General features: G+C 44.1%; 19 protein-coding genes and 1 tRNA gene. All 20 read right to left on the reverse strand.

Annotated features, from left to right (window positions below; translation table 11 throughout):
* Positions 1-22 precede the first annotated feature (22 nt).
* Positions 23-1,195: an iron-containing alcohol dehydrogenase gene (locus tag BLV86_RS06540; RefSeq protein ID WP_090815766.1), complete on the reverse strand. Its 1,173-nt coding sequence runs from the start codon at positions 1,193-1,195 to the stop codon at positions 23-25.
* Between the two features lie 90 nt (positions 1,196-1,285).
* Positions 1,286-2,509: a four-carbon acid sugar kinase family protein gene (locus BLV86_RS06545; protein WP_090815768.1), complete on the reverse strand. Its 1,224-nt coding sequence runs from the start codon at positions 2,507-2,509 to the stop codon at positions 1,286-1,288.
* A 50-nt stretch (positions 2,510-2,559) separates the two neighbouring features.
* Positions 2,560-3,273 carry an ArsB/NhaD family transporter gene (locus tag BLV86_RS06550; protein WP_242873255.1) on the reverse strand — a complete coding sequence of 238 codons (714 nt, stop codon included), beginning with the start codon at positions 3,271-3,273 and terminating at the stop codon, positions 2,560-2,562.
* 304 nt (positions 3,274-3,577) lie between these two features.
* The gene (locus BLV86_RS06555; RefSeq protein WP_175456461.1) at positions 3,578-5,338 is read right to left on the reverse strand and encodes an EAL domain-containing protein; all 1,761 of its coding nucleotides are present in this window, start codon (positions 5,336-5,338) and stop codon (positions 3,578-3,580) included.
* A gap of 330 nt (positions 5,339-5,668) precedes the next feature.
* A tRNA-Leu gene (locus tag BLV86_RS06560) sits at positions 5,669-5,754 on the reverse strand.
* A gap of 193 nt (positions 5,755-5,947) precedes the next feature.
* Positions 5,948-6,400, reverse strand: coding sequence for a V-type ATP synthase subunit K (locus BLV86_RS06565; protein WP_090815774.1), 453 nt, complete (start codon positions 6,398-6,400; stop codon positions 5,948-5,950).
* A gap of 31 nt (positions 6,401-6,431) precedes the next feature.
* On the reverse strand, positions 6,432-8,273 hold the full coding sequence (locus BLV86_RS06570; protein ID WP_090815776.1) for a V-type ATP synthase subunit I: 1,842 nt from the start codon (positions 8,271-8,273) through the stop codon (positions 6,432-6,434).
* On the reverse strand, positions 8,270-8,884 hold the full coding sequence (locus tag BLV86_RS06575) for a V-type ATP synthase subunit D (protein WP_090815780.1): 615 nt from the start codon (positions 8,882-8,884) through the stop codon (positions 8,270-8,272). Before BLV86_RS06575 ends, BLV86_RS06570 begins: the two co-directional genes overlap by 4 nt.
* An 11-nt stretch (positions 8,885-8,895) precedes the next feature.
* A complete protein-coding gene (locus BLV86_RS06580) occupies positions 8,896-10,188 on the reverse strand; it encodes a V-type ATP synthase subunit B (RefSeq protein WP_090815782.1) in 1,293 nt (430 codons plus the stop codon).
* Between the two features lie 8 nt (positions 10,189-10,196).
* Entirely contained in the window at positions 10,197-11,927 is a 1,731-nt protein-coding gene (locus tag BLV86_RS06585) for a V-type ATP synthase subunit A (protein ID WP_031553712.1), read from the reverse strand.
* A 27-nt stretch (positions 11,928-11,954) separates the two neighbouring features.
* Positions 11,955-12,476: a DUF2764 family protein gene (locus tag BLV86_RS06590; protein ID WP_090815784.1), complete on the reverse strand. Its 522-nt coding sequence runs from the start codon at positions 12,474-12,476 to the stop codon at positions 11,955-11,957.
* A 13-nt stretch (positions 12,477-12,489) separates the two neighbouring features.
* Positions 12,490-13,050 carry a hypothetical protein gene (locus BLV86_RS06595; RefSeq protein ID WP_031553706.1) on the reverse strand — a complete coding sequence of 187 codons (561 nt, stop codon included), beginning with the start codon at positions 13,048-13,050 and terminating at the stop codon, positions 12,490-12,492.
* Between the two features lie 561 nt (positions 13,051-13,611).
* Complete coding sequence (locus tag BLV86_RS06600; protein WP_175456462.1) at positions 13,612-14,541, reverse strand: RnfABCDGE type electron transport complex subunit B; 930 nt, start codon at positions 14,539-14,541, stop codon at positions 13,612-13,614.
* A gap of 12 nt (positions 14,542-14,553) precedes the next feature.
* Entirely contained in the window at positions 14,554-15,168 is a 615-nt protein-coding gene (locus BLV86_RS06605) for an electron transport complex protein RnfA (protein WP_031553698.1), read from the reverse strand.
* A gap of 2 nt (positions 15,169-15,170) precedes the next feature.
* Positions 15,171-15,872, reverse strand: coding sequence for an electron transport complex subunit RsxE (rsxE, locus tag BLV86_RS06610; protein ID WP_044917006.1), 702 nt, complete (start codon positions 15,870-15,872; stop codon positions 15,171-15,173).
* Between the two features lie 15 nt (positions 15,873-15,887).
* Positions 15,888-16,496 carry an FMN-binding protein gene (locus BLV86_RS06615; protein ID WP_090815786.1) on the reverse strand — a complete coding sequence of 203 codons (609 nt, stop codon included), beginning with the start codon at positions 16,494-16,496 and terminating at the stop codon, positions 15,888-15,890.
* Entirely contained in the window at positions 16,496-17,443 is a 948-nt protein-coding gene (locus BLV86_RS06620; protein ID WP_090815789.1) for an RnfABCDGE type electron transport complex subunit D, read from the reverse strand. Before BLV86_RS06620 ends, BLV86_RS06615 begins: the two co-directional genes overlap by 1 nt.
* A complete protein-coding gene (gene rsxC, locus BLV86_RS06625) occupies positions 17,440-18,840 on the reverse strand; it encodes an electron transport complex subunit RsxC (RefSeq protein WP_090815791.1) in 1,401 nt (466 codons plus the stop codon). The genes BLV86_RS06620 and rsxC overlap by 4 nt, the downstream gene beginning before the upstream one ends.
* A gap of 489 nt (positions 18,841-19,329) precedes the next feature.
* Positions 19,330-21,168 (reverse strand): glutamine--fructose-6-phosphate transaminase (isomerizing), encoded by a 1,839-nt coding sequence (gene glmS, locus BLV86_RS06630; RefSeq protein WP_090815793.1) that lies wholly within the window; start codon positions 21,166-21,168, stop codon positions 19,330-19,332.
* 445 nt (positions 21,169-21,613) lie between these two features.
* A complete protein-coding gene (locus BLV86_RS06635; RefSeq protein ID WP_090815794.1) occupies positions 21,614-22,819 on the reverse strand; it encodes a DUF4349 domain-containing protein in 1,206 nt (401 codons plus the stop codon).
* Between the last annotated feature and the right edge of the window lie 22 nt (positions 22,820-22,841).

Consider the following 22,841-nt stretch of genomic DNA (forward strand, 5'->3'; position numbering starts at 1 on the left):
TTAACATATAATTATATTCCTTTTACTTCATTACATTGAGATAAATTGACCGTGCATCATCAGCAGTCACTTCTCTCATATTGTTAACAAGGAGTCTCTGCTGCTGTAATCCTGAAGCAACCAGACCTTCAAGATCTTCAGTTTTAACACCAAACTCTTTAAGATCTGTTGGAATATCAAGATGCTTTACGATCTCATCCATCCAGTCAATGAGAGCATTGGCTTTTTCATCAACTGTAGACAACTTTTTATCACCATGATAAGCAAAGTCCCAAGCTGCAGCCATTCTTTTACGGAACTCTTCATCACCTGCATTAAATCTCATTACAGGGATAAGGAGCATGGCATTGGAGGTTCCGTGAGCAACATGGTATTTTCCTCCCAAAGGATAGCTCAGTGCATGGACTGCCGTTGTACCTGATGCAGTTATTGCTACTCCTCCATAAAAAGCTGCAATCTGCATATTATTCTTTTCTGCAAGTGCATCCTTATCATCACAAGCTTTTACAATATTGTTCATGATTATTTCAAATCCGCGAAGCGCAAATGTATCAGAGAATGCATTAGCCTTATTCGAGGTATAACATTCAATACAGTGACACATTGCATCTACACCGGTTGAAGCTGCGATTGAGCGAGGCAGGTTTTCAATGAGTCTTGCATCAAGGATTACATAGTCAGACATCATGTTGTCATTTACAATACCGATTTTTACTTCCTTCTCAGGTACACCAACTATAGCGTTTGGAGTACACTCCGCACCTGTGCCGGCTGTTGTAGGTATTGCAAGAGTTTCCAGACATTTCTTTGCTCTCTTAGGATCATCCAAAAGTTCCTTTACTCCATACTCATCTGTTACCAGTACGGAAGCAAGCTTCGCTGTATCCATTACAGAACCGCCACCGCAGGCAACAATAAAATCATAGCCATGCCCTTTGAAACGGTCTATAACACCCTGAACAGCCTGATAGCTTGGCTCAGGTGGAAAATCATCATATATGTCATACTCCACATCTGCCTTTTTTAACTGATCTTCTACAAGATCAAACAGTCCCAGCTTACGGATGCCCTTATCTGTAAATGCGGCAACCTTTTTAGAACCTGCAGACTTAAGTATCTCAGGTATATTATCCATTGCTTCTTTTCCTGAATAAACTGCCTTTGGTAATTTAAGACTATACTTATCAAGTGACATAATTATCCTCCTTATACTTGATGCTGCCACACTCATGGCAACTAATAAAATTTACAAAATCAATACAAAACCCTATGCCTGAAAATACATTTATTCAGAACTGCTGCTCTCAATCCACTTAAGTACTCTCTGCAATTGATCATCTGATCCGAATGCACCGGATTTGGTTATGAGATAGGTTTCATAATCACCATATCTATATGATGCAATAACGATACCCGGATCTATTTCTTTAATTGGCCTCAAAATACTTATACCCTTATTTCTTATGAATCCTTGTAAGGTATCTCCACCTATGATCATAACTGTCCGATCCGGATATTTGCGCAACAGGCAGCTTGCAAGATGACCCATATTAACAGCGATAGTGTGAGCTGCTTCTTCCGGATCAACCAAATACTCAGGATCATATATACCCAAAGTATCTATGATTATGATGTTGCTGTCTCCAGCATTCTCCTCAACCATATCAATAAAGTGCTCTTTTTCATGATTGCTCCACAGATTCTTCAGTATCCTGTTCATAGGTACATGTACTCTGTAGGCTCCATGTTTTTCAGCGTAATCAAGCTGCGATCTGGTAATATCATTTACTGATCCGGATAAAATCAATAGCTTATGATCGAAGCTTTGAATTTTAACTTTTTCTGTAATACGCTTTCTGACCGGAAATACTTCTAAAAATCCTGCACATCCCGCTGTTATATCAAGATCACCTTCTGCTTCAAGTTTTTGAGCAATTCGTTTCATATCATCATTAGTCTCAGCATCATATACAACAATGCCTCTTTTTTCAGAACTGCTCCCCGATACAACATGAACATCACTTCCAAAATGAATGAGTTCATCTATACGACTGACAGTAATAGGATTGATAGGATCCTTTGCGAAAATACTCTCTGCAAGTGGCTTTCCATTTACATACTGTACTCCATTTACAGTCTTTCTTCCGGTAGCAGGATAAGCCGGTATGAAATTAAGATGCTTTGCACCGCTCGCTTCCAATACTGCAGCAAGTTCAGCACCGACATTTCCTCTTAATCCTGAGTCGGTTTTTTTATATATTCGTTTAATGCCTCTATCTTGAGCCTTATGAATCAAAGCCTTTATGATATTCGCAGCCACTTCACCGGTTACATGCCTCGTTTCTGTATCTACAACAATCACATCCACCGAATCATCTTCCGGAAACTCCACATCTCTATCCGTAAGGATAACAACATGTTCCCCCTTTAATGTAAGTTGTACTCCGGAATCCAAGGCCCCGGTTAAGTCGTCCGCAAGGATCAATAAACGATTTACTGCCTGTTCCATTGCGACTTCCCTTCTTTCTTTTTAAACTTTCTAAAAGCCTATATTTTTCTTTAATGCCAGAATATCCATATAAACAGGTAACCTGTTGTTGCTGCCACCAAAGTAAATGGAAGGCCAATCTTCATAAAGTCACCAAATGATACATCATGTCCGCCCTTTTTCAGCATTCCTACTGCAGTGATATTGGCACTTGCCCCTATTGGAGTTATATTTCCACCGAGAGTTGCACCTGTAAGTAATCCAAAATACAGAACATATGGCTCGATGCCAAGCAATGCTGTAATACTGGTAAGTATCGGAAGCATCGTCGCAACATAAGGGATATTATCAATAAAGGCAGAAAAAAGAACCGATCCCCACACAATGATGGTATAGAGAACAAAGAGATTATTACCGCCTGCATTTACGATAAGACTTGCTGCATCATCAATAAGCCCCACATCTGTGATACCTCTGATTACCACAAACAGACCACATAGTACCAGCAATGTCTCGATATCTACTGATGCAAATGCATGAATGATATTAAGCTTTTCTCTTTTTTTGACATAATCATATAAAACGCAGATAACAGCAATTGTCATACATATTGCACCATTAATCACTGATGGTGTGTTAGGTATAAAAGAGGCTATGATAAGACAAACTACTATTCCGCATAGTGCTATTGTCGGAAACATTTCCTTAACTTCTGTTTTTTTACCTGCCTCTACCGGTTGAGTATATTTATGAAAAAGAATCAACGCAATTGATTTAAGTTCCAAAGTGTTTCTTCCATAAACGTTAATTTCATTTTGCATAATAATTATCTTTTATCAGAACTTTAAAAGCAATGATCCAGAAAATCATTTTGTTTCATTATGAAACTATTTATATATCACATTCCACAGTCGGCCATTTTTTGTAACTTTTAGAAACACTTTTCAGATTATTAATATAAAAGCTAAGGAGGTGGAGCCTCAGTATGACTCCACCTCCTATTTTCTTTGTTATAGGATCTTCGCATCATTTTGCGACATCCAAAGCAAAATCGAGCAGGGAGTTTTTCTCCCCACTCGATTTAAGTAATCAACATTCGTATTTATTTAAAAAGTCCTGATATGGTAATGGCTTCGAATAGTAGTACCCCTGGAAGGAATCAACATTACAGGTTCGCAATGCACTTTCCATAGCCGCTGTTTCCACACCTTCAATACAGGTGGTGCATCCGTAAACCTTGGCAAGCTTTGAAATGACTGAAACCAGGTCAAGCTGCTTTTTATCACTTTCCACATTGAGTATGAACTGGCGGTCCACCTTGAGGATGTTAATGCTGAGATCCTTGAGAAGTCCCAGGGATGAAAAACCTGTTCCGAAGTCGTCTATTGCAAACTTGATACCCTCCAGCTGAAGCTCGTCATTAAGGCTTTGAAGCCTGCTGATATCTATAAGACGGCATCTTTCTGTTATTTCCAGACACAGATTACGTGCAGGATATCCCGTGGTTTTAAGGCATTTGTTTACTCTGAATGTAAAACTTTCATCCTGAAGCTGTGCATAGGAAAGGTTTACATTTAAGACAAAATCCGGATATTTTTCAAGGAATTTCTTTCCTTCCTTCATGGCGGTAAACATTATCCATTCTCCAAGAGCCGGGAACAAGGCATCATTCTCAAGTACCGGAATAAAATCATTGGGGGGAACTACGGTTCCATCATCATCTATCCAGCGGATTAGGGATTCTGCACCTTTTAGCTGTCCTGTTTCGGAATCAACCACCGGCTGATAATATAAATGGAAATTTTTACAGCCTTCATGTACATCTTTACGGATTTTGTTTATAAGGTCTATCTGATAGCGCTTTTGGCTTCTGGGATCATTATTGAACTCACGAAAAGCGCCCTGATAATCATTTTTAGACTGATAGTAAGCCTGAGTGAGACAGGAAAACAAAGTATCCTTATCAATGTCAAAACGGTTAAGAGCCAATGCTCCGGCATTTATCGGCATATCGATATGTTCGCCGTCGAAAGGGAAGCCTTCTTTAAGCCGTGTACGAAATACTTCATATTGCTCTGAAAGCTGCTCCATGGTAAGGGACTTGGTCACGAGGGCAAGGCGGATACCGTCAAGCCTGTAAACATTACCGACGTTTCTGTAAGCTTCAAAGAGGTATCTTGCCACATGCTGAAGGAGCATATTTCCAAAATCATAGCCATAGAGATCGTTGACTCTGGAAAAATGAGTCGGACCATACATGACGATGTTGATCGGAACATGCTTTTCAAGGCATAAGCTGATCTCTTTAAAGAAACTCATCTGATTTCCGAGACCGGTAAGAGCATCTATGCCGCCGCCGATAGTCTGGTTTCTGATGGCACCTCCGAAATATTCGGGTTTGCCTTCGGCATCCCTTAATATGATACCGCGGCAGGTACACATGTAATATCTTCCCTGACCGTCACAGGCACGATACTGCATATCATGTCCGTTTATCGCACCTGAAAATATATCTGCTATACTCTTTCGATATACATCTCTATCCTCCGGATGCACATGTTCTTCCCAAGTCTGTCCGGCATTAAACATATACTCGGAATCGAGGTTAAAGAAATCTACAGTAGCTTTTGACCATCTTGAATAATCATATCTCATGTCACAGAGGAACACATCTGCCCCCTCTGAAACTATGGAATAGGACTCGAACAGCTGATCCAGCAGCCTCTTTCGATCTTTCGGTATAGGGCAATCTTCTTTATTTTTTTCATCTGTCACAGATGTAGCCCTGATTTCTTCAGTGGTGTTTTCAGGACATTTTGGATTCACTTCATTAGAATTAAAAGCATCCATTATATAAAACTCCCTTACATGCTTCCTAATTGAGATAATATTTCGCCTTTGGATATAAGCAGAATATCCCATGCTTTAGTACTATACAATTACATAAATCACAGTAGTGTCACAATTATACACGGTTTTTTAATACCATTTTGTAAAAAGAATATTAAAAGTATATAAGGAATGTCGGCAAAAACCCCGATAACATTAATGAAATCTGTTTTTTTCTGACTTTCCGGGAGGACCGGCTTTTTTTGAAAGATATTTGAAGGGATTTATGAGGTGGATTTTTGAAAGTAATAAAAAAACCAGTATCCAGGAAAACCTGAATACTGGTTTCTATGCCGGTAGCCGGGGTCGAACCGGCACGCCCATCACTGGGCACGGGATTTTAAGTCCCGAGCGTCTGCCTATTCCGCCATACCGGCAGCACCAAATTATAATACAAAATAATATGGCTTGTGTCAATGGGGAAATTGATGGTGTCAACTCAGCCGTTGGACCAAGGGGACGGGGTTAGTGGTTCATTTTTCTAAAAATGAACCACTAACCCCGTCCCCTTGGTCCAAAAACGGAAGGCATCCCGTTTTAAATGGATGCCTTCCTACATTAGATTGATTCTTATGCGATTGAAGCTGCGCTGAGAAGCAACATGCAGAATACCAGTGCGAAAAGAGCAACTGTCTCGATGACACCGATTACTACGAAGTAGTTTGCGGTACCCTTTCCGGTAGCGCCAAGAGCGTCAGCAGATGCTGCTGCAGCCTTGCCCTGGAAGAATGCTGAGAATCCGATAGCGATTCCTCCGAAGATACCGATACCGAGTGAAAGTGCCGGATCGATGGTTCCTGCCTTATATGCACTTGCTATGAAGTTCATAAGAAGGAATCCGTAGATAGTCTGTGTAAGAGGAGCACCTGCAAATGCAGTCATAATGAACGGTGCCTGCTTGCCGGCTGCGTAGCACTTCTTCCATGCTCCTACAGCGGCCTGACCTGCCATACCGGCACCAAATGCTGAACCTAATGCAGACAAACCAAGTGCTGCTGCCATACCAATATAAGCGATATTCATAGTATTTCTCCTTTAATTTAAAATTATAAACTTATTCTTTTATTTTGTCGTTCATTTTAAATGGATCGTACGCTATTCCCGTCCACTCGAGACCTACCTGTCCGGAGAACTCAAGCACGTTAAGACGTACACCATGTACTACTACTGAAAGGATACACATAACTATATTGATTACGTGTCCGATTATTACGATGATAGCTGCCACTATCACGAGAGGTCCGTTTGCAAGACCTGCCGCCATGTTATTGAAGCTCTGTGCTATCGCGAGACCTGCCATTCCTACCGCAAAGAGTCTGATGTAACTCATTACGTTACCGAAACAGCTGATGGTGTTGAGGAAGCTTGTGAAGGCTCCTCCCAGTCCTGCCTTTACACCGTCAGAGAAGCTGACTCCGGGAGCCATGCCGCTGAACAGTACTACCAGCACGAAACCAATCGCAATTGCTATAAAGATAGGTGTGACAGACATTGATTCTCCAAGCACAAGAACCAGTGACAGGAGATACATCGCAACTATCGTCACCATCCATCCTAAATCTGCAACAAAGCTCAAATCTTTGTTATCCATCTTCTTTTTTGCAGCAAGTAAACTACCAAGTTCCATCTGCATAGCACCTATGGTGAATGAGAACTTCATAATGTTGTTTTGCTGCGTTGCCGAAGCCACTCCGAATTTCTCTGCGTAGTTTGCAAAGGAAGGAATGACTAAAGCTCTCAGGAACGGAACATTCATAGCGGACTCCATACCGAACCAGGTTCCTGTTACGGCACCCCAGATAACGGTAGAGATCGACAGAACCAAAAGAAGGAAAACAGGTGTTGTTATCTTCTTTGTCTTATAGATAATGACGATCGCAGCTATAAGGAATATAAGTCCGTATCCGCCGTCTCCGATGATCATCGCAAAGAATAATGCGAAGAAAAGCAGGAACCAAAGTGAGATATCTGCTTCTCTGTAGCCCGGAAGTATTCCAAGCATATCGTAGAGCGGTTCAATCAGTTTTGTAACCTTATTATAGCGGAGCTTGGTAGGTATGGTCTCATCTTCAGGTGAAACATCGCCTATTGCATATGCCCAGTTATTTCTGGTTGCTGCTGATTTAAAGGTTCCCAGATCTGCCTCAGGTACATATCCTGAAATCCATACCAGCCGATCCTCGGTGGTTGCCGTCTCACTGGCTGAAGAATAGTTTTCTTCGTTTTGTGCCTTTATGAGCTGATCATGGAAACTGTTTTCGTAAGTTGCTGCCTTTTTAAGGAATTCAACACACTCGTCACTCTCTTTCGTGAATCTCTCGATGTCACTTTTCAGATCACGGAGACCCCTGGCAGGGAGTGAGAACTCTGTTGCCTGGATATCCGGAGGGAGTGTGCCTAAAACAGCTAAAGTGTCGGTCTTTTCAACTGATGCAAGCTTGATGGCTTTAATGTTCTCATCCTGCATGATCTGCTCGCACTCGGCAGTACCTACACGATAAAAGTGAAGGTCGTATCCTCGCTTCTGCAGCTCTTTGACATCAGCCGGTGAAAAATCACCCCATGCTTCGATTCTTTCAATCTCAGCCTTTGTTGAGGAGATTTCCTGGTTAAGACTGTCCTTTTTGTTAAGAGCCTCTTTGGCTCTTCTATAAATCTTGTTAAACTCGTCGTCAGAAAGAACCGGAGGAGTTGTGGTTTCCTTTGATTTATCCGGCGCGTAATCCTGAAGCCGTGATACTGTCTTGGAAAGCTCTGTGAACTTTTCTATAGCAGCATGATTGGCACTCTTTCTCTCCGCCAGATGCAGAAGACCCACATCACGTAAGCCCTCCAGCATTTCATCTTTATGTGAAACAGTAGTAACGACGTGAACCATTTTCATTTTTTCTATCATCGTTCTGCCCCCACAAGTTTTTTCTTCGAGATCTTACCACGTACAACTGCGGCCGTCTGCTGGTCTCCGAGATAAACACCGATGACACGGATATTCTCCTTTGCCTCCGGGATCTTTACCTTCTCGAACAGGTTTACTCTCTGGGAGGTTGAGCGCAGCTCCTTATCCAAAAGTGCTACCTGTTTGCGAAGTGTTGAAACCAATGCATCAAGACGGGCAATCTCACGCAGTTTTACAAGTGCAGTATCAACCCACAGCGGGTAATCATCAACGTTGTAGGAAATGTCCTTGAAGGTCAATTCTTTAAAGGCCGGAAGCTTTACACCCGCAACATTTTCTGTTGTTACCAGAACTTTGTCCGGTTGTACCAGATTGTTAAGCTGTAATTCCTCGACGAACTGTTCATTCTCGGCGAAAACAGCTATCCAGTCATCCAAATTGCCTATCATGCCTTCGCGTTCGGCTTCCTTTTCTTCAAGTTCAGCCTTTATCTGCATGATAACTGACTGAAGCTGCTGCTTTTTAAGCTGCAGGGTAGGAAGATAACGTTGATACTGTTTCAGGTGATCTTTCTGCACTTTCTGTTCGTTTTTAGTGAGTTTGATCGCCATAAACCGCTCCTTTACTCAGCCAACTTCTTTGGCCATCTTTCCTTGATGAGATTTGTCTTGAGACCTGTCTCATTAGGCTCAAAACAATCGGCAAGTATTTCCCAGCCAAGATCAAGAGCAGCTTCCAGCGGAATGTTAACACTAAGGTCCATAAGCTTGGACTCGAACATCTCACCATACTTAAGAAGCTTGTCATCCCATGCACTCATGGTAAAGCCCATGGACTTTTTCTCAAGACTTTCCTTGTACTGTGCATAGAGCTTGATCATACCATCCATAAGTGCTCGGTGGTCATCACGGGTTGTGCCGTTAACATTCTGCTTAAGTCTGGACAGGGAACCAAATGGCTCGATGTGTCCGTTCTTAAGATAGAACTGACCCTCTGTGATGTATCCTGTGTTATCAGGAACTGGGTGAGTAACATCATCACCCGGCATGGTAGTTACACCAAGGATAGTGATAGAACCTGCACCTTCGATGGCAACGGCCTTCTCATAACGGGAAGCAAGTGTACTGTAAAGATCTCCCGGGTAACCACGGTTTGAAGGAACCTGCTCCATGGTGATAGCCAGCTCCTTCTGAGCGTCACAGTAGCTGGTCATATCTGTAAGAAGTACAAGTACTTTCTTTCCCTCAAGAGCGAACTGCTCTGCTACTGCAAGTGACATATCGGGAACCAGTGTACTCTCAACGGTAGGATCCGCAGCAGTATGAATGAACATAACTGTGTGGCTCATAGCACCGCCTTTTTCAAGAGTGTCACGGAATGCCAGGTAGTCATCATATTTCAGACCCATTCCACCGAGAACGATAACGTCAACCTCTGCCTGCATGGCGATACGTGAAAGAAGCTGGTTATAAGGTTCTCCGGAAACGGAGAATATAGGAAGCTTCTGACTTTCAACGAGAGTGTTGAACAGATCGATCATAGGGATACCGGTACGGATCATCTTCTTCGGAACGATACGCTTCGCAGGATTAAAGGAAGGGCCGCCGATATCTATCATGTTTTCTGTAAGAGCCGGACCATTGTCTCTTGGAACACCGGCACCATCAAATATACGACCTAAAAGGTGTGATGAGAAGGAAACCTGCATCGGTCTGCCAAGGAAACGAACCGGGTCATTTGTGCTTACGCCCTGTGCGCCGGCAAAAACCTGAAGCGAAACGATATCCTTGTCCAGCTTTATAACATTGGCATAGCTGTTTCCAACCAAAGCAAGGTCACCATTTTTGATTCCCTCGGCCTTGACGGTAACAACGTTGCCGACGATTGACTCGATTTTTGTATATACTTTCTGCATAAGACCTCCTAAGCTAATGCCTTCGATTTATATAAATCCGTGATCTTGGTCTTCTGTGCTTCAAACTCAGGTGTCTCAAAAACAGTTCCATGCCAATCAAGGAATTCCTGTCTTAACTGGTTGAAGAAAGAACGGATCTCGTCTTTATCTTCGAGGTCATATTTCTGCATCAATGAATCATAAAGGACATCAAACTCTATTTTCTGTCTCTCAGGCGGGCAGGCTGCATCGATAGGATCGAAGGAGTTCTGCTGCAGATAAACCGCGTCGAGAAGCTCACCCTTCTGATAGGTGATGTAATCTTCTGCTGTTGTACCTTCCTCACCGACAACCTTCATCATCTGGTTGATTTCGATACTTCTACGGAGGATTCCTCTAGCCCTTTCTACGAGATCCATTTCGATGATTCCGGGATACTTTGACCAGGAATCCATCGGATGGATGGCCGGATACTTACGGGCATCGGATCTCTCACGGGAAAGTCCGTGGAATGCACCTACAACCTTAAGAGTTGCCTGAGTAACAGGTTCCTCGAAGTTACCGCCGGCAGGGGATACTGTTCCACCGATGGTTACAGATCCGATAGAACCGTCCTTAAGACGAACCTTTCCGGCTCTTTCATAGAAGGAAGCGATGGTTGACTCCAGATATGCAGGGAAAGCTTCCTCGCCCGGAATCTCCTCAAGACGTCCGCTCATCTCTCTCATGGCCTGTGCCCAACGTGAAGTTGAGTCTGCAAGGAGGAGAACGTTAAGTCCCATCTGTCTGTAATACTCTGCGATTGTTACGGCTGTGTAGCAGGATGCTTCTCTCGCTGCAACAGGCATTGAAGAAGTGTTACAGATAATGATGGTTCTTTCCATAAGTGAACGGCCTGTACGTGGGTCATCCAGCTCAGGGAACTCTGTAAGTACTTCAACTACCTCACCTGCACGCTCTCCGCAGGCTGCGATAACAACGATATCAGCTTCTCCGTTTTTAGCTTCCATGTGCTGAAGAACGGTTTTACCTGCTCCGAAAGGTCCGGGAACACAGAAGGTTCCGCCCTTTGCTACAGGAAGGAATGCATCCACGCAGCGGAGCTTCATGATAAGCGGCTCATCCGGTCTTAATCTCTCTTCATAGCACTTGATAGGCTGTTTGATAGGCTGAGTGATGACCATGGAAAGTTCTTTTTCCTCTCCTGCACCATTTGAGATAACGCAAATGGTAGAGCGGACATTGTAAGAACCCTTACCATTTATGGATTTAACAACCCAGTCATCGCCCTGTAATGTAAACGGAACCATGATCTTGTGGGTGAAGATACCCTCAGGAACGGTACCGATGGTGTCACCGGCAACAACATTATCACCAACCTTGGCTACCGGAGTGAACTCCCAGTCGCGGTTAGGGATAGCGTCAAGGTAAACACCTCTCTGTAGGAAGAAACCACACTGCTCTGCAAGTTCAGGAAGTGGGTTCTGAAGTCCGTCGTAAATCTGTGTCAGGATGCCCGGGCCCAGATCAACGCTCATCAGCTCTCCGGTGAATTCTACCGGATCACCAACTTTGATGCCGTTTGACATCTCATAAATCTGCATACTGGCTACGCCGTTAGTAATACGAATAACCTCGCCCTTCAGACGCTTGTCGCCTACAAGAATATAACCTACTTCATTCTTGCGGACAGCTCCGTCGAAGCTTACATTCGCCATGTTACTATTGATGCCAGTCACATGTCCTGTTACTGTTTCCATATAAGTCTCCCGATTAATTTATATTAATTACAAATTGTAAACGCGCTGCTGTACCTCACCAAGTAGCTGTCGGAATTCCGTACTGCCCTTATCGTGATCAAAGCAGCCCTGACGCTCCAGTAATTTTAGTTTTACGGCATATCCGAACAATACATGATCGTCGAACATGTGTAATCCTACCAGTTCATCAAGCTGCTGGAATTCATAATCCAGCATGATCTTTTCTGCTTCGAGAGGATCCTTCGCTGCAAGAGCAGAGCTGACAACCTGGGCAGTCATGAAATCCTTTGTTTCGGGCGTCGGATAAGTCTTTCCAAGCTTCATGCTTCTCTGATAGTTAAGCTCTTTCGTAAGAGACCCGTAAACCCGGTTCCACTCCTTGATAAGAGGTCCATCTGTTGAGGATAATGTTAAATCCTTTAGAAGCTTGTAATTGGATTCACTTACCTGTGTTTCGCACATGTCAAGGAATTCCTGGTAGCTCAGAGGCATATCTCCGTCACTTTTGAGGTCAGGCAGGCTTGATATCAGATAATAATATGCAGCCATCTTTTACCTCCGTTTAAATCTCAAGGTTTCTGAAGTACGGCATCATCATCTCGGCAATTTCATCTTCGGTACATGCAAAATATCCGGATCCGTCATTAGCCGCAAGACGGAAGCCTGCTTTTACGTTCTTTGTGGGTTTGATCTCAAGTCCGTCCTTGATCTCCTGTGCAAGCTCACCCTTTAAAGCATCTGAAACTTCAGCTACTTCGGCGGTATACTTGGATACATCTTCGCCGGTAACCGCAGCGCGGATGAGTTTTCCGAGAGACTCTCCGGTCAGTGCCTTCTTTACATCGTTTTTGAGAATGTTCTCAAATGCGGTCTGGACTTCTGTCTTAAAAGCAAGCACGGCATCCCGTTTCGCCTGCTCAGCGCTGACAGAAGCACTTTCTTTCATGATTCCGATTTCCTTTTCTGCTGTGGCTTTGGCGTTTGCTGCTTCTGCCTTGGCATCGGAAACGATTGCAGCAGCTTTTTTCTTAGCTTCCGCAATGATAGATTCTGCCTCTGCGTTGGCAGCATCGATACCCTCTTTACGGATCGATGTGACCAAATCCTGAATCTGTAATTCCATAAGTTTCCTCCTAGTAAAAAGTCGACATGCTTTTTGATAAAACTTTTCTACTTTCGTATTTTCGGCAATTTCCAAAATATAATTAGTTTCCGCACCGTAAAATAAAACACTCTGTCATTCGTTGCTTTCCGGGAAAAAACGTACGGATGTGTGAGTGTATTCCTGCGTATCCGTTAGTGTTTTGCAATTACTGTCTGATACGCATTATAAGAGGATAAAAGAAAATAAATTTCGGATTCCCTATGTATACAATGTTAAATTTTACACTAATTCTCCGTCAAAGGCAATAATTCTGTTGAGCTTGTATGAATAAAATGCGTATAAAATTACTGAAAATTGTATAACAAGCCCCTGAATTAACTTTTGGCATCGGGGGGCGAGATTTTTACAGGCGGTAATTAATGACACAGTTGAATGAGCTGTTTTTGGAATCTTTCATCAGATGAGTAACTGCTCTTGATCTGATGTATATACAGGAAAAGGGGCAATTGCAACAGAAAACCCCTCACCTCCTATGAGGTGAGGGGTTTTCCCATCTTGGTCTATAGAAATTATTTTCTATCAGGCATTGGCAGATGTTGTATCTTTAGGCTGCTCTGCAGTTTTTTCTGCCGGAGCGGGTGCCGAAGCCTTGGCTTCTGTAGCGGCAGGAGCTGCAGCCGGTGCCTTTGGTGCGGCAGGCTTTACGGGACGCTTGCCTGTAATAGCACCTGTAGGACACTTCTGGGCACAGATGCCACAGTCCTTACACTTATCATTCATAACTGCAAGACCATCGATAACATGGATTGCATCGAAAGGACAATTCTTTTCACACATTCCGCAGGCGATACATCCGATTGAGCAGGAATCCTTAACCTGCTTGCCCTTGAGATGATTCTGGCAGGAAACGATGTGCTTCTTCTTATAAGGAACGATAGCGATGATGTTCTTTGGACATGCCTTAACGCAGGCTCCGCAGGCAACACACTTTTCCTTATCAACCTTTGCCACTCCGTTTACGATGTGGATGGCATCAAATTTACAAGCCTTAACACAGGTTCCGTATCCGCAGCAGCTGTAAGGACACTCTTTTTCTGAACCGTTAGGTACAACAGCGAGGTCACGGCAGTCTGCTATTCCGGTGTAGTGGTAAGCCTGTTTTGCCTTATCACAGTCACCCTGGCATCTTACGTAAGCAACCTTCTTATCAGCCTGTTCGCCTGATGCGTTTGTACCCATGATCGCAGCAATTTTTGCTGCAACAGCAGGACCACCTACAGGACACTGATCTACGGGAGCTTCGCCTGATGCGATAGCCTTTGCACAGCCGTCACATCCGGGGAATCCGCAGGCACCGCAGTTGTTGCCGGGAAGAGCTGCTCTTACGTTTGCTTCTGTTTCATCAACTTCTACCTTGAACTTCTCAGAGGCTACTCCGAGGAACATGCCAAGGATAAGTCCGGTCGCACCTACAAGTCCGGCAGCGACCAAAATAAATGTTACTATCACGTCGTTACCTCCTTATACAAGACCGGCAAATCCGAAGAATGCTATAGCCATAAGTCCGGCTGTGAGGAGCACGATAGGTGATCCCTGGAATGACTTCGGGATGCTGTCATTGCCCTCGATAACGTTCTCTCTGATAAATGCCATAAGGATAAGAGCAAGTGCAAATCCGATGGAGATACCGAGACCGTATACGAGACATTCTACGAAATTGTATCCGTAAGTTACGTTATTCAGTGCAACACCGAGAACGGCACAGTTTGTTGTGATAAGCGGAAGGAAAACACCGAGAGCGTCATAGAGACCCTTCATGTTCTTCTTCATAAACATCTCAACCAGCTGAACCAGTGCGGCGATAACAAGGATGAAAACGATGGTTGTGAGATACTCGAGACCATCCTTAAGACCAAGTGCCTTGCACAAAGGTGATGATGCAGCCATGAATACCACGTAGATGGCGTGGGAAACAAGGGATGCAAGCACGATAACGAAGATAACGGCTGCGCCCATACCCTTTGAAGAATCAACCTTCTTTGAAACACCAAGGAAAGCACAGATTCCGAGGAACTGGGACAGTACAACGTTTGATACAAGTGAATATTTAATTGCAATCAATAACAGATCTAACATGCTCACGCCTCCTTCTTAACTTCAGAAGCTGGAGCTTCTTCAATCTTATTAAATGCACCAAGCAGGTCACCTGAAGTAACGAACTCAGGAACTTCTTCTCCGCCATTTGTGGCTGAAGGAAGCTTAAGTTTGTTCTGGATGGCTGCAAGGAATGCAAGCACGATGAATGCACCCGGAGCAAGGGCAAAGATACCGATACTGAACTCCTCAGGAATAAGCTGGAATCCGAAAAGAGAACCCTTACCGATGATCTCACGAACTGAACCGAGAACTGTCAATGCAAGTGTAAATCCGATACCCATGCCGAGACCGTCACAGAAGGAAAGGACAGGAGTATTGAAAAGTGCATATGCCTCTGCTCTACCAAGAATGATACAGTTAACTACGATAAGTGGGATATAGATTCCCAGCGCCTCGTATACAGCAGGTGTATATGCCTGCATGAGAAGCTGTACGATGGTAACGAGAGATGCTATAACTACGATCTCGCCCGGAAGTCTCACTCTGTTAGGAATGATATTTCTGAGTCCGGAGATCACCATGTTTGAAAACATAAGAACGGCGGTAGTGGAAAGACCCATACCGATGGCATTGAACGCACTTGTTGTTGTAGCAAGTGTAGGACACATACCAAGCATAAGGATGAAGGTAGGATTTTCCTTGATAATGCCGTTATAAATTCTTTCAAGATATTTATTATTCATTTATCACGACCTCCTTCACTTTACGATGTATTTCTGTACAAACTCAGTTGCAGCATTGGTTGAGTTAACAACTGCTGTAGAAGTCATTGTGGCACCGGAGATAGCATCGATTTCACTCTCTCCTGCTCCGCCGCCCTTCTTGACACTTAAGTTTGTTCCCTTGCCTGTAAACTGCTCATAGAACGCCGGTTCAAGAGCTCTCTGGCCGAGACCTGCAGTCTCAGGGAGTGTTTCAGGGAAGGAAATGCCGGTAACCTTTAAGTCACTGTCAACACCGATAACGACTACACAGTTTCCGCCGTAACCTGCAGCCTGAGCCTTTACAATGTATCCGATCTCAGTGCCTGAAGCGTCCTTTGCGGCAACTACGGAAAGGAGCTCTGCTCCACCGTTGTCTGCGGATACGGTTCCTTCAGCCTTTGCTGTTTCCAGGGTTTCTGCGTATGTCTCATCATCATAGGATTCTGCTGCCATAACCGCCTGATATGAAGCGATGGTGGAAGCATTCTTGATGGAATCAATCTGATCCTTGGTCATGCCGTAAACTGCTCCGAGAAGTAATCCGGATACAAGAGTGATGGCTGTAAGGATGAGGGCGTCTTTTACAAAAGATTCTTTCTTCATTACTTCTCATCCTCCCTTCCGAATGCCTTTGGAATAGTCTTAAGGTTTATAACAGGAACGATAATGTTTGTAAGGATGATCGCATAGGAAACGCCCTCTGCTGAACCACCGAACAGACGGAAAAGTCCTGTCATGACACCAAGGATGACTGCGTAAACAATCTGTCCCTTTGGAGTGATAGGTGATGTAACATAATCAGTTGCCATGAAGAAGGCACCGAAGATAAGTCCACCGCCAAGGATCTCGCACAGGAGATAGTTGATATCAAATCCGTGACCGCCGAAAAGCAGTGTGAATACTGCTACTGTTGCGATGTAGATGCAAGGGATCTTCGGAGATATTACTTTCTTAATGATGAGGTAAGCTGCACCGAAAAGGAGGCAGAGCTTTGAAACCTCACCGATGGTTCCCGGGATACGTCCGAGGAAAAGATTCATAAGGTCAACCTTGGCCATATCTCCGCCTGCCTTCATGAAAGCAAGAGGTGTTGCTCCTGACATGGCATCAGCACCCACAGGTGTCCAGCCTGTCATCTTTCCTGCGAAAGAGATAAGAAGGAAGCATCTTGCACCAAGAGCAGGGTTCATCCAGTTCTTGCCAAGTCCGCCATAAAGCATCTTGATAACGATGATGGCGAAAACAGCACCTACGCATGGAATCCATACAGGGATATTTGGCGGGCAGTTAAGAGCAAGGATAAGACCCGTTACCGCAGCTGACCAGTCACCTATGGTGATCGTCATCTTCATGAATTTCTCATAGGCATACTCTGAAAGTACTGCAAATGCCACTGTCAGGATAACAACCAGTGCAGCATTGAAGCCCCACTGTATGATACCGTAGATAGTTGTAGGAATCATGGCGATAACAACATCACGCATGATCTCGGAAGTGGTAACTTCATCACGAATGTGAGGATTTGAGGAAAGATTTAACATCTTATTCATTTCTTCACCTCCTCAGTAGATTTTGTTTCTTCTTTTGCCTTTGCTTCGGCTTCAGCCTTTGCCTTTGCGGCAGCAGCTCTCTTCTCTGCATTGACAAGGCGCTTCATCTGTTTGAAAGCCTGGGTAAGAGGTCTCTTGGCAGGGCATACATATGAACAGCAGCCGCACTCGATACACTCCATACCGTAAAGCTCTGCGAACTTTGATGTATCCTTGTTGAGACCTGCTTTCATAAGCATTGTGGGAACAAGGTTCTCGGGACATGCTTCAACGCAGCGACCGCAGTTGATACATGCTGTTGTAGGCTCTGCTGCAACAGGATCGTGAAGCAGTGCAAGAATTGAAGATGAATTCTTTGCTACAGGTACATCAAGCTTAAAAAGAGGGATACCCATCATAGGACCACCGCATATGATCTTTTCGGGATCGGCCTTGAAACCGCCTGCCTGATCGATGATCTCCTGGTAGTTCATACCGAGAGGTACCCTGAAGTTGCCGGGCTTTGCTACAGCGTCACCGGTAACTGTTACAATCTTTCTTACCAGAGGCTTTGACTCGCATACAGCCTCATAGATAGCAACCACGGTGTCTGCATTGTCAACTACGCAGCCCGCATCTGCAGGAAGCATTGAAGAGTTGATCTTCCTGCCGGTAACAGCAAAAATAAGCTGACGCTCACCACCCTGAGGGTACTTTGTCTGAAGAGCGGCAACTTCTATGTTTGACTCGCCCTGTGCCTTTTCCGTAAGAATCTTGATGGCATCAGGTTTGTTGTCTTCTACACAGATAACACCTTTTGCATTAGGGAATATAGAGAGAATGACCTTGAGACCACCAATGATCTTTTCAGGAGTCTCCATCATGTCTCTGTAATCAGATGTAAGATAGGGCTCACACTCTGCGGCATTAACAAGGAAATAATCGATCTTGTCAATGTTTTTCGGCATGAGTTTAACAGATGTCGGGAATCCGGCACCTCCAAGTCCAACGATACCAGCCTCCTTGACGATATTGACAATCTCGTCACGGCTGAGCTTGGTATAGTCTCTTGCCTGACCGAATCCTTCAATAGCTTCATAATTCTGGTCGTTGTCAACGACGATAGCGTCTACTACGGCTCCGCCGGCTGTGAGTCGCTTCTCTATAGCCTTTACGGTACCTGAAACTGAACAGATAACCGGGCTGGAAACGAATCCGCCTGCCTCAGCAATCTTCTGTCCTACAAGGACATGATCTCCCTTTTCAACTATCGGTTTTGCGGGAGCACCTATATGCTGAGATACCGGATAAACCATAACCCCCTGTGGCTTAGGCTTAAGATCTACTATAGCCTGATCCTTTGCGAGATCCTTGCCGTCATAGGGGTGGACGCCACCTTTAAAAGTGGAAACACCCATATTCGTATACCTCCAAAAATAATTTCATAGACTTTAAATAATATAACAAAATTAAAGAATCATAACAATAAAAAACCTATTTGTGTATGACATTTAGTGCATATTTTCCACAAAAATGTTGTTAAAAATTTGTCACATTCAACAAAAGCCACAAACATGAAGAAGTATTGTATACAAAGACTGCATGGTGTATACAAAAAACGCATGGTTACTTATCCCGAAACAGGCAGCGAGGAGCCACGGGTTTTTTTTAATACCATTGGAGGAGGTTTTATATACAAAAATCGGATCCCCCGGAGCTCTTAGAGTCTCTTAGGAATCCGTTATACATAGGACGACCGGGGACGGTTCTCTACGGCGAGAACCGTCCCCGGTGGATTATATTCTGCTAAATATTTTAATTGTTGCAAGTAAAGGGGTCAGACCCCCTTACAGTATTCTGAATATATGCTGAGAGTTTTGTGATGGGGGCTGCCCCCTCTCCTGCTATTATTCAACAGTTACTGATTTTGCAAGATTTCTTGGTTTATCAACATCGAGACCCTTGGCAACACTTACATAGTATGCAAGGAGCTGTAACGGAATTACAGCAAGGGAGGTTGCAAAGTAAGGATCTGTGGTGGGAACATAAACCGTGAAGTCAGCTGTATCTTCTATATTGTAGTTTCCGTAGGTGGTAAGTCCCATAAGGTATCCGCCTCTGGCTTTAACTTCAACCATGTTGGAAACGGTCTTCTCGAAAAGCTCAGGCTGTGACAGTATACCTACAACCAGGATGCCTTTTTCAATAAGAGAAATGGTTCCGTGCTTAAGTTCTCCCGCAGCATAGGCTTCGGAGTGGATATAGCTTATTTCCTTAAGCTTCAGTGAACCCTCGAGGCCGATGGCATAGTCGATTCCTCTTCCGATGAAGAAAACGTCCTGAGCATTGGCCTGCTTGGCTGCAAACCACTGGATACGCTCTTTGTCCTTGAGGATATCTTCTATCTTCTGCGGTAATGCTTCAATCTCGGAGATAAGTGCTGAATAACGTTCTGCGTCGATCTCCCCACGTACCTTTGCAAATTCAACCGCAAGAGTGTAACCTGCAATGAGCTGTGTTGAATATGCCTTTGTGGTGGCAACCGCGATTTCAGGACCTGCTAAGGTATAGAACACATTGTCGGCTTCACGGGCAATGGAAGAACCGATAACATTAACGATTCCCAGAGTCTTAACGCCTCTCTCCTTTGCTTCACGGAGAGCCGCAAGTGAGTCAGCAGTTTCTCCCGACTGGCTGATGATGATAACGAGACCGTTAGGATCAAGGATAGGATTACGGTAACGGAACTCGGAAGCAAGCTCTACGCGGACAGGTATACGTGCAAGTCCTTCCAGAACGTACTGGCATACTACTCCGACATGATATGCTGAGCCGCAGGCAACGATGTAAATCTGGGAAATGTTTTTGATCTCAGCTTCACTGAGACCAACGCCGCTGAGATCGATCCTGCCGTCTTTTACAACAGAGTTGATTGTGTCACGGACTGCCTTCGGCTGCTCATGGATTTCCTTCATCATGAAGTGCTCAAAGCCGCCCTTTTCTGCAGCCTGAGCATCCATCTTGATCTCAACCAGTTCCTTTGTTACAGGCTCCTGATCGAGACTGAAGAACTCTGCGGTTCCGGCTGTAAGCTTTGCGATTTCCTGATTGTCAATGTAATAAACATTTCTGCAGTACTTGAGGATGGCAGGAACATCAGATGCGATATAGGTTGATCCATCCTGGATACCGATGATCATAGGGGCATCCTTACGGGCAACGTAGACCTCTCCGGGATAGTCTGTAAACATAAACTCAAGAGCATAGGATCCGCGGATACGGACCATGGCACGGGATATTGCATCGATGGGGCCCTGACCGTATTTCTGATAATAGTAATCAACCAGGTTTACGGCTACCTCTGTATCTGTCTCAGAGTAGAATACATACCCTTTTTTCAGAAGCTTATCCTTTATCTCCTGGAAGTTTTCGATGATACCGTTGTGAACGGCAACTACCTGCTTATGGAAGCTGACGTGGGGGTGAGCATTGGTCTCACTCGGCTCACCGTGGGTAGCCCATCTTGTGTGACCGATTCCGCACTCACCCTTCAGAGCTTTTCCGTCATCTGTCTTTTCCGAAAGGTTCTTGAGACGGCCCTTAGCCTTTACTACCTTTATTTCTGTTTTTTCGTTTCTTACGGCGATTCCCGCTGAATCATAACCTCTGTACTCAAGCTTGCTGAGTCCGTCCAAAAGTATAGGCGCTGCCTGCTTATTTCCTACAAAACCAACTATTCCACACATAAAAAAATCTCCTCTCTGATAAAACATACGGGATGAAGAGTTTCATTCATACAAAAACCGGTGGTGATGTTCAGGCCAATGTTTTCGTCCTTACATCATCACGAAACAAGACTTAACCTGACACTTCTAAAGAGAAAAATGATTACTTCAAAAGTGACACAAGTCTATTATACAACTCTTTCATCAGTTCATCAGTGAGTGAGAAAATCTCTGTTACGGTTTTGATTCCGCTTTTTCTTTTTTCTCTTTCGATTCACAAATCCGTGACAGCATCCGCCGAGTCTTTCGATAACTGTCATCCTCGTCGACCAATTACGGTCCTGGCGCTAACCTGAGGCTTTTCTCCTGTCTTTTGTCTCAAGTTTGTTGGTACTATAGCACAAATGGTACAGAAAATGCAAGGGATGTTATCCCTTGCATTTTCTTCCGTTTTTTATATATTTACTTATTTTTCATTATCCGTTTTTTCTGATGTCTCGTTTGTCTCCGACGCTTTGGCTGCAGCAGCAGGTTCGGTTTTGTCGTTTGAAGCAGCTTCAGCAGGTTCGGGTTTGACATCTGCAGTGGTCGGAGTTGCAGGTATCGGAGCTGAAGGGGTTGGAATGCCGGTCATCTTTGCAGCTTTTTTTGCGGCTCTCTTTTCTGCTCCCTTACGGCATGCATTAATGATTCCCTTAACTATAAATTTTAAGATGAAGAAGATGATAGCCAGGAAAATGAATACAGGTATGCTTGAAATGAACCAGATGAGGAAATCGGTCATTGCTTCGGCAAGATCTACTAAATTTGATTCGAGATTTGCTGCTATACGTCCCCAGAATGTGGTCTTAGGTGTAGGTGTGTAAACCTTTGTTTCGGAAACATCCACTGTTATGGTTGAGTATTCAACCTGATTGTCATAGGAACGAAGATTGGATTCATAGTTTTCAAGCTCATATCGGATATCTGAAAGACGCTCTTCGATGGAAATGATGGCATCAACGGACTCTGCCTGAGCCATGAGTTCGAGAAGCCGGTTATACTCTTCCTTCAGCGCTTTCTTTCTGGATTCAGTATCATGATATTTTAATGTTATATCCTGTGTATTCTCGTATTTTCTTGTGAGATTAGCGCTTCCTTCGGCAAATTCCAGGAAGGCATCAACCTGCGGCTTTGGGATACGTAAGGTGAAATAGGCATAACGGCTTGAGTTTGTTTTTGCATTTCCATTAATGTCACTGGATTCCACATAACCGCCAAGCTCTGTGGTTCTGTTCTGGATATCTCTTACAAAGGAGTCAAATTCCGTTGTTTCGAATGAAAGATTGACATTTCTGATGAGCTTACGATCATCGGGAATCTTCTGTGTGTCTACATTAGAATTTTCAGATCCGTCCGCAGCAGTTTCGGAAGAGTATGCCGCACCTAAAACCGCACCTTCGTCGGCTTCCTCGGCATAGTTTGCTGAGTACATGTCTGCCCCCGCAGCCGCATCTGCCATAGGCATTCTGGCTTCTGACATATAGTTGGACCCGGCGCTTTTATAATTATAATTGTCGCTTGTGGCAGAAGACTTGCTTCCGCAGGCTATCAGTGCCATGACTGATAAAACAAATGCAGCAGTAAGAGCTGTTACTTTTTTAAGGTTTAATTTGATAGATCTTTTTTTCATAACTTATCTCCTTCCTTTGTGA

Source organism: Oribacterium sp. KHPX15 (genome assembly GCF_900107835.1).
GTDB lineage: Bacteria > Bacillota > Clostridia > Lachnospirales > Lachnospiraceae > Oribacterium.

Bases quoted from the DNA above. Each gene is read 5' to 3' on its own strand.
- BLV86_RS06540 (WP_090815766.1), bottom strand. From the start codon at position 1,195: ATGTCACTTGATAAGTATAGTCTTAAATTACCAAAGGCAGTTTATTCA.
- BLV86_RS06545 (WP_090815768.1), bottom strand. From the start codon at position 2,509: ATGGAACAGGCAGTAAATCGTTTATTGATCCTTGCGGACGACTTAACC.
- BLV86_RS06555 (WP_175456461.1), bottom strand. From the start codon at position 5,338: ATGGATGCTTTTAATTCTAATGAAGTGAATCCAAAATGTCCTGAAAAC.
- BLV86_RS06565 (WP_090815774.1), bottom strand. From the start codon at position 6,400: ATGAATATCGCTTATATTGGTATGGCAGCAGCACTTGGTTTGTCTGCA.
- BLV86_RS06570 (WP_090815776.1), bottom strand. From the start codon at position 8,273: ATGATAGAAAAAATGAAAATGGTTCACGTCGTTACTACTGTTTCACAT.
- BLV86_RS06575 (WP_090815780.1), bottom strand. From the start codon at position 8,884: ATGGCGATCAAACTCACTAAAAACGAACAGAAAGTGCAGAAAGATCAC.
- BLV86_RS06580 (WP_090815782.1), bottom strand. From the start codon at position 10,188: ATGCAGAAAGTATATACAAAAATCGAGTCAATCGTCGGCAACGTTGTT.
- BLV86_RS06585 (WP_031553712.1), bottom strand. From the start codon at position 11,927: ATGGAAACAGTAACAGGACATGTGACTGGCATCAATAGTAACATGGCG.
- BLV86_RS06590 (WP_090815784.1), bottom strand. From the start codon at position 12,476: ATGGCTGCATATTATTATCTGATATCAAGCCTGCCTGACCTCAAAAGT.
- BLV86_RS06595 (WP_031553706.1), bottom strand. From the start codon at position 13,050: ATGGAATTACAGATTCAGGATTTGGTCACATCGATCCGTAAAGAGGGT.
- BLV86_RS06605 (WP_031553698.1), bottom strand. From the start codon at position 15,168: ATGTTAGATCTGTTATTGATTGCAATTAAATATTCACTTGTATCAAAC.
- rsxE (WP_044917006.1), bottom strand. From the start codon at position 15,872: ATGAATAATAAATATCTTGAAAGAATTTATAACGGCATTATCAAGGAA.
- BLV86_RS06615 (WP_090815786.1), bottom strand. From the start codon at position 16,496: ATGAAGAAAGAATCTTTTGTAAAAGACGCCCTCATCCTTACAGCCATC.
- BLV86_RS06620 (WP_090815789.1), bottom strand. From the start codon at position 17,443: ATGAATAAGATGTTAAATCTTTCCTCAAATCCTCACATTCGTGATGAA.
- rsxC (WP_090815791.1), bottom strand. From the start codon at position 18,840: ATGGGTGTTTCCACTTTTAAAGGTGGCGTCCACCCCTATGACGGCAAG.
- glmS (WP_090815793.1), bottom strand. From the start codon at position 21,168: ATGTGTGGAATAGTTGGTTTTGTAGGAAATAAGCAGGCAGCGCCTATA.
- BLV86_RS06635 (WP_090815794.1), bottom strand. From the start codon at position 22,819: ATGAAAAAAAGATCTATCAAATTAAACCTTAAAAAAGTAACAGCTCTT.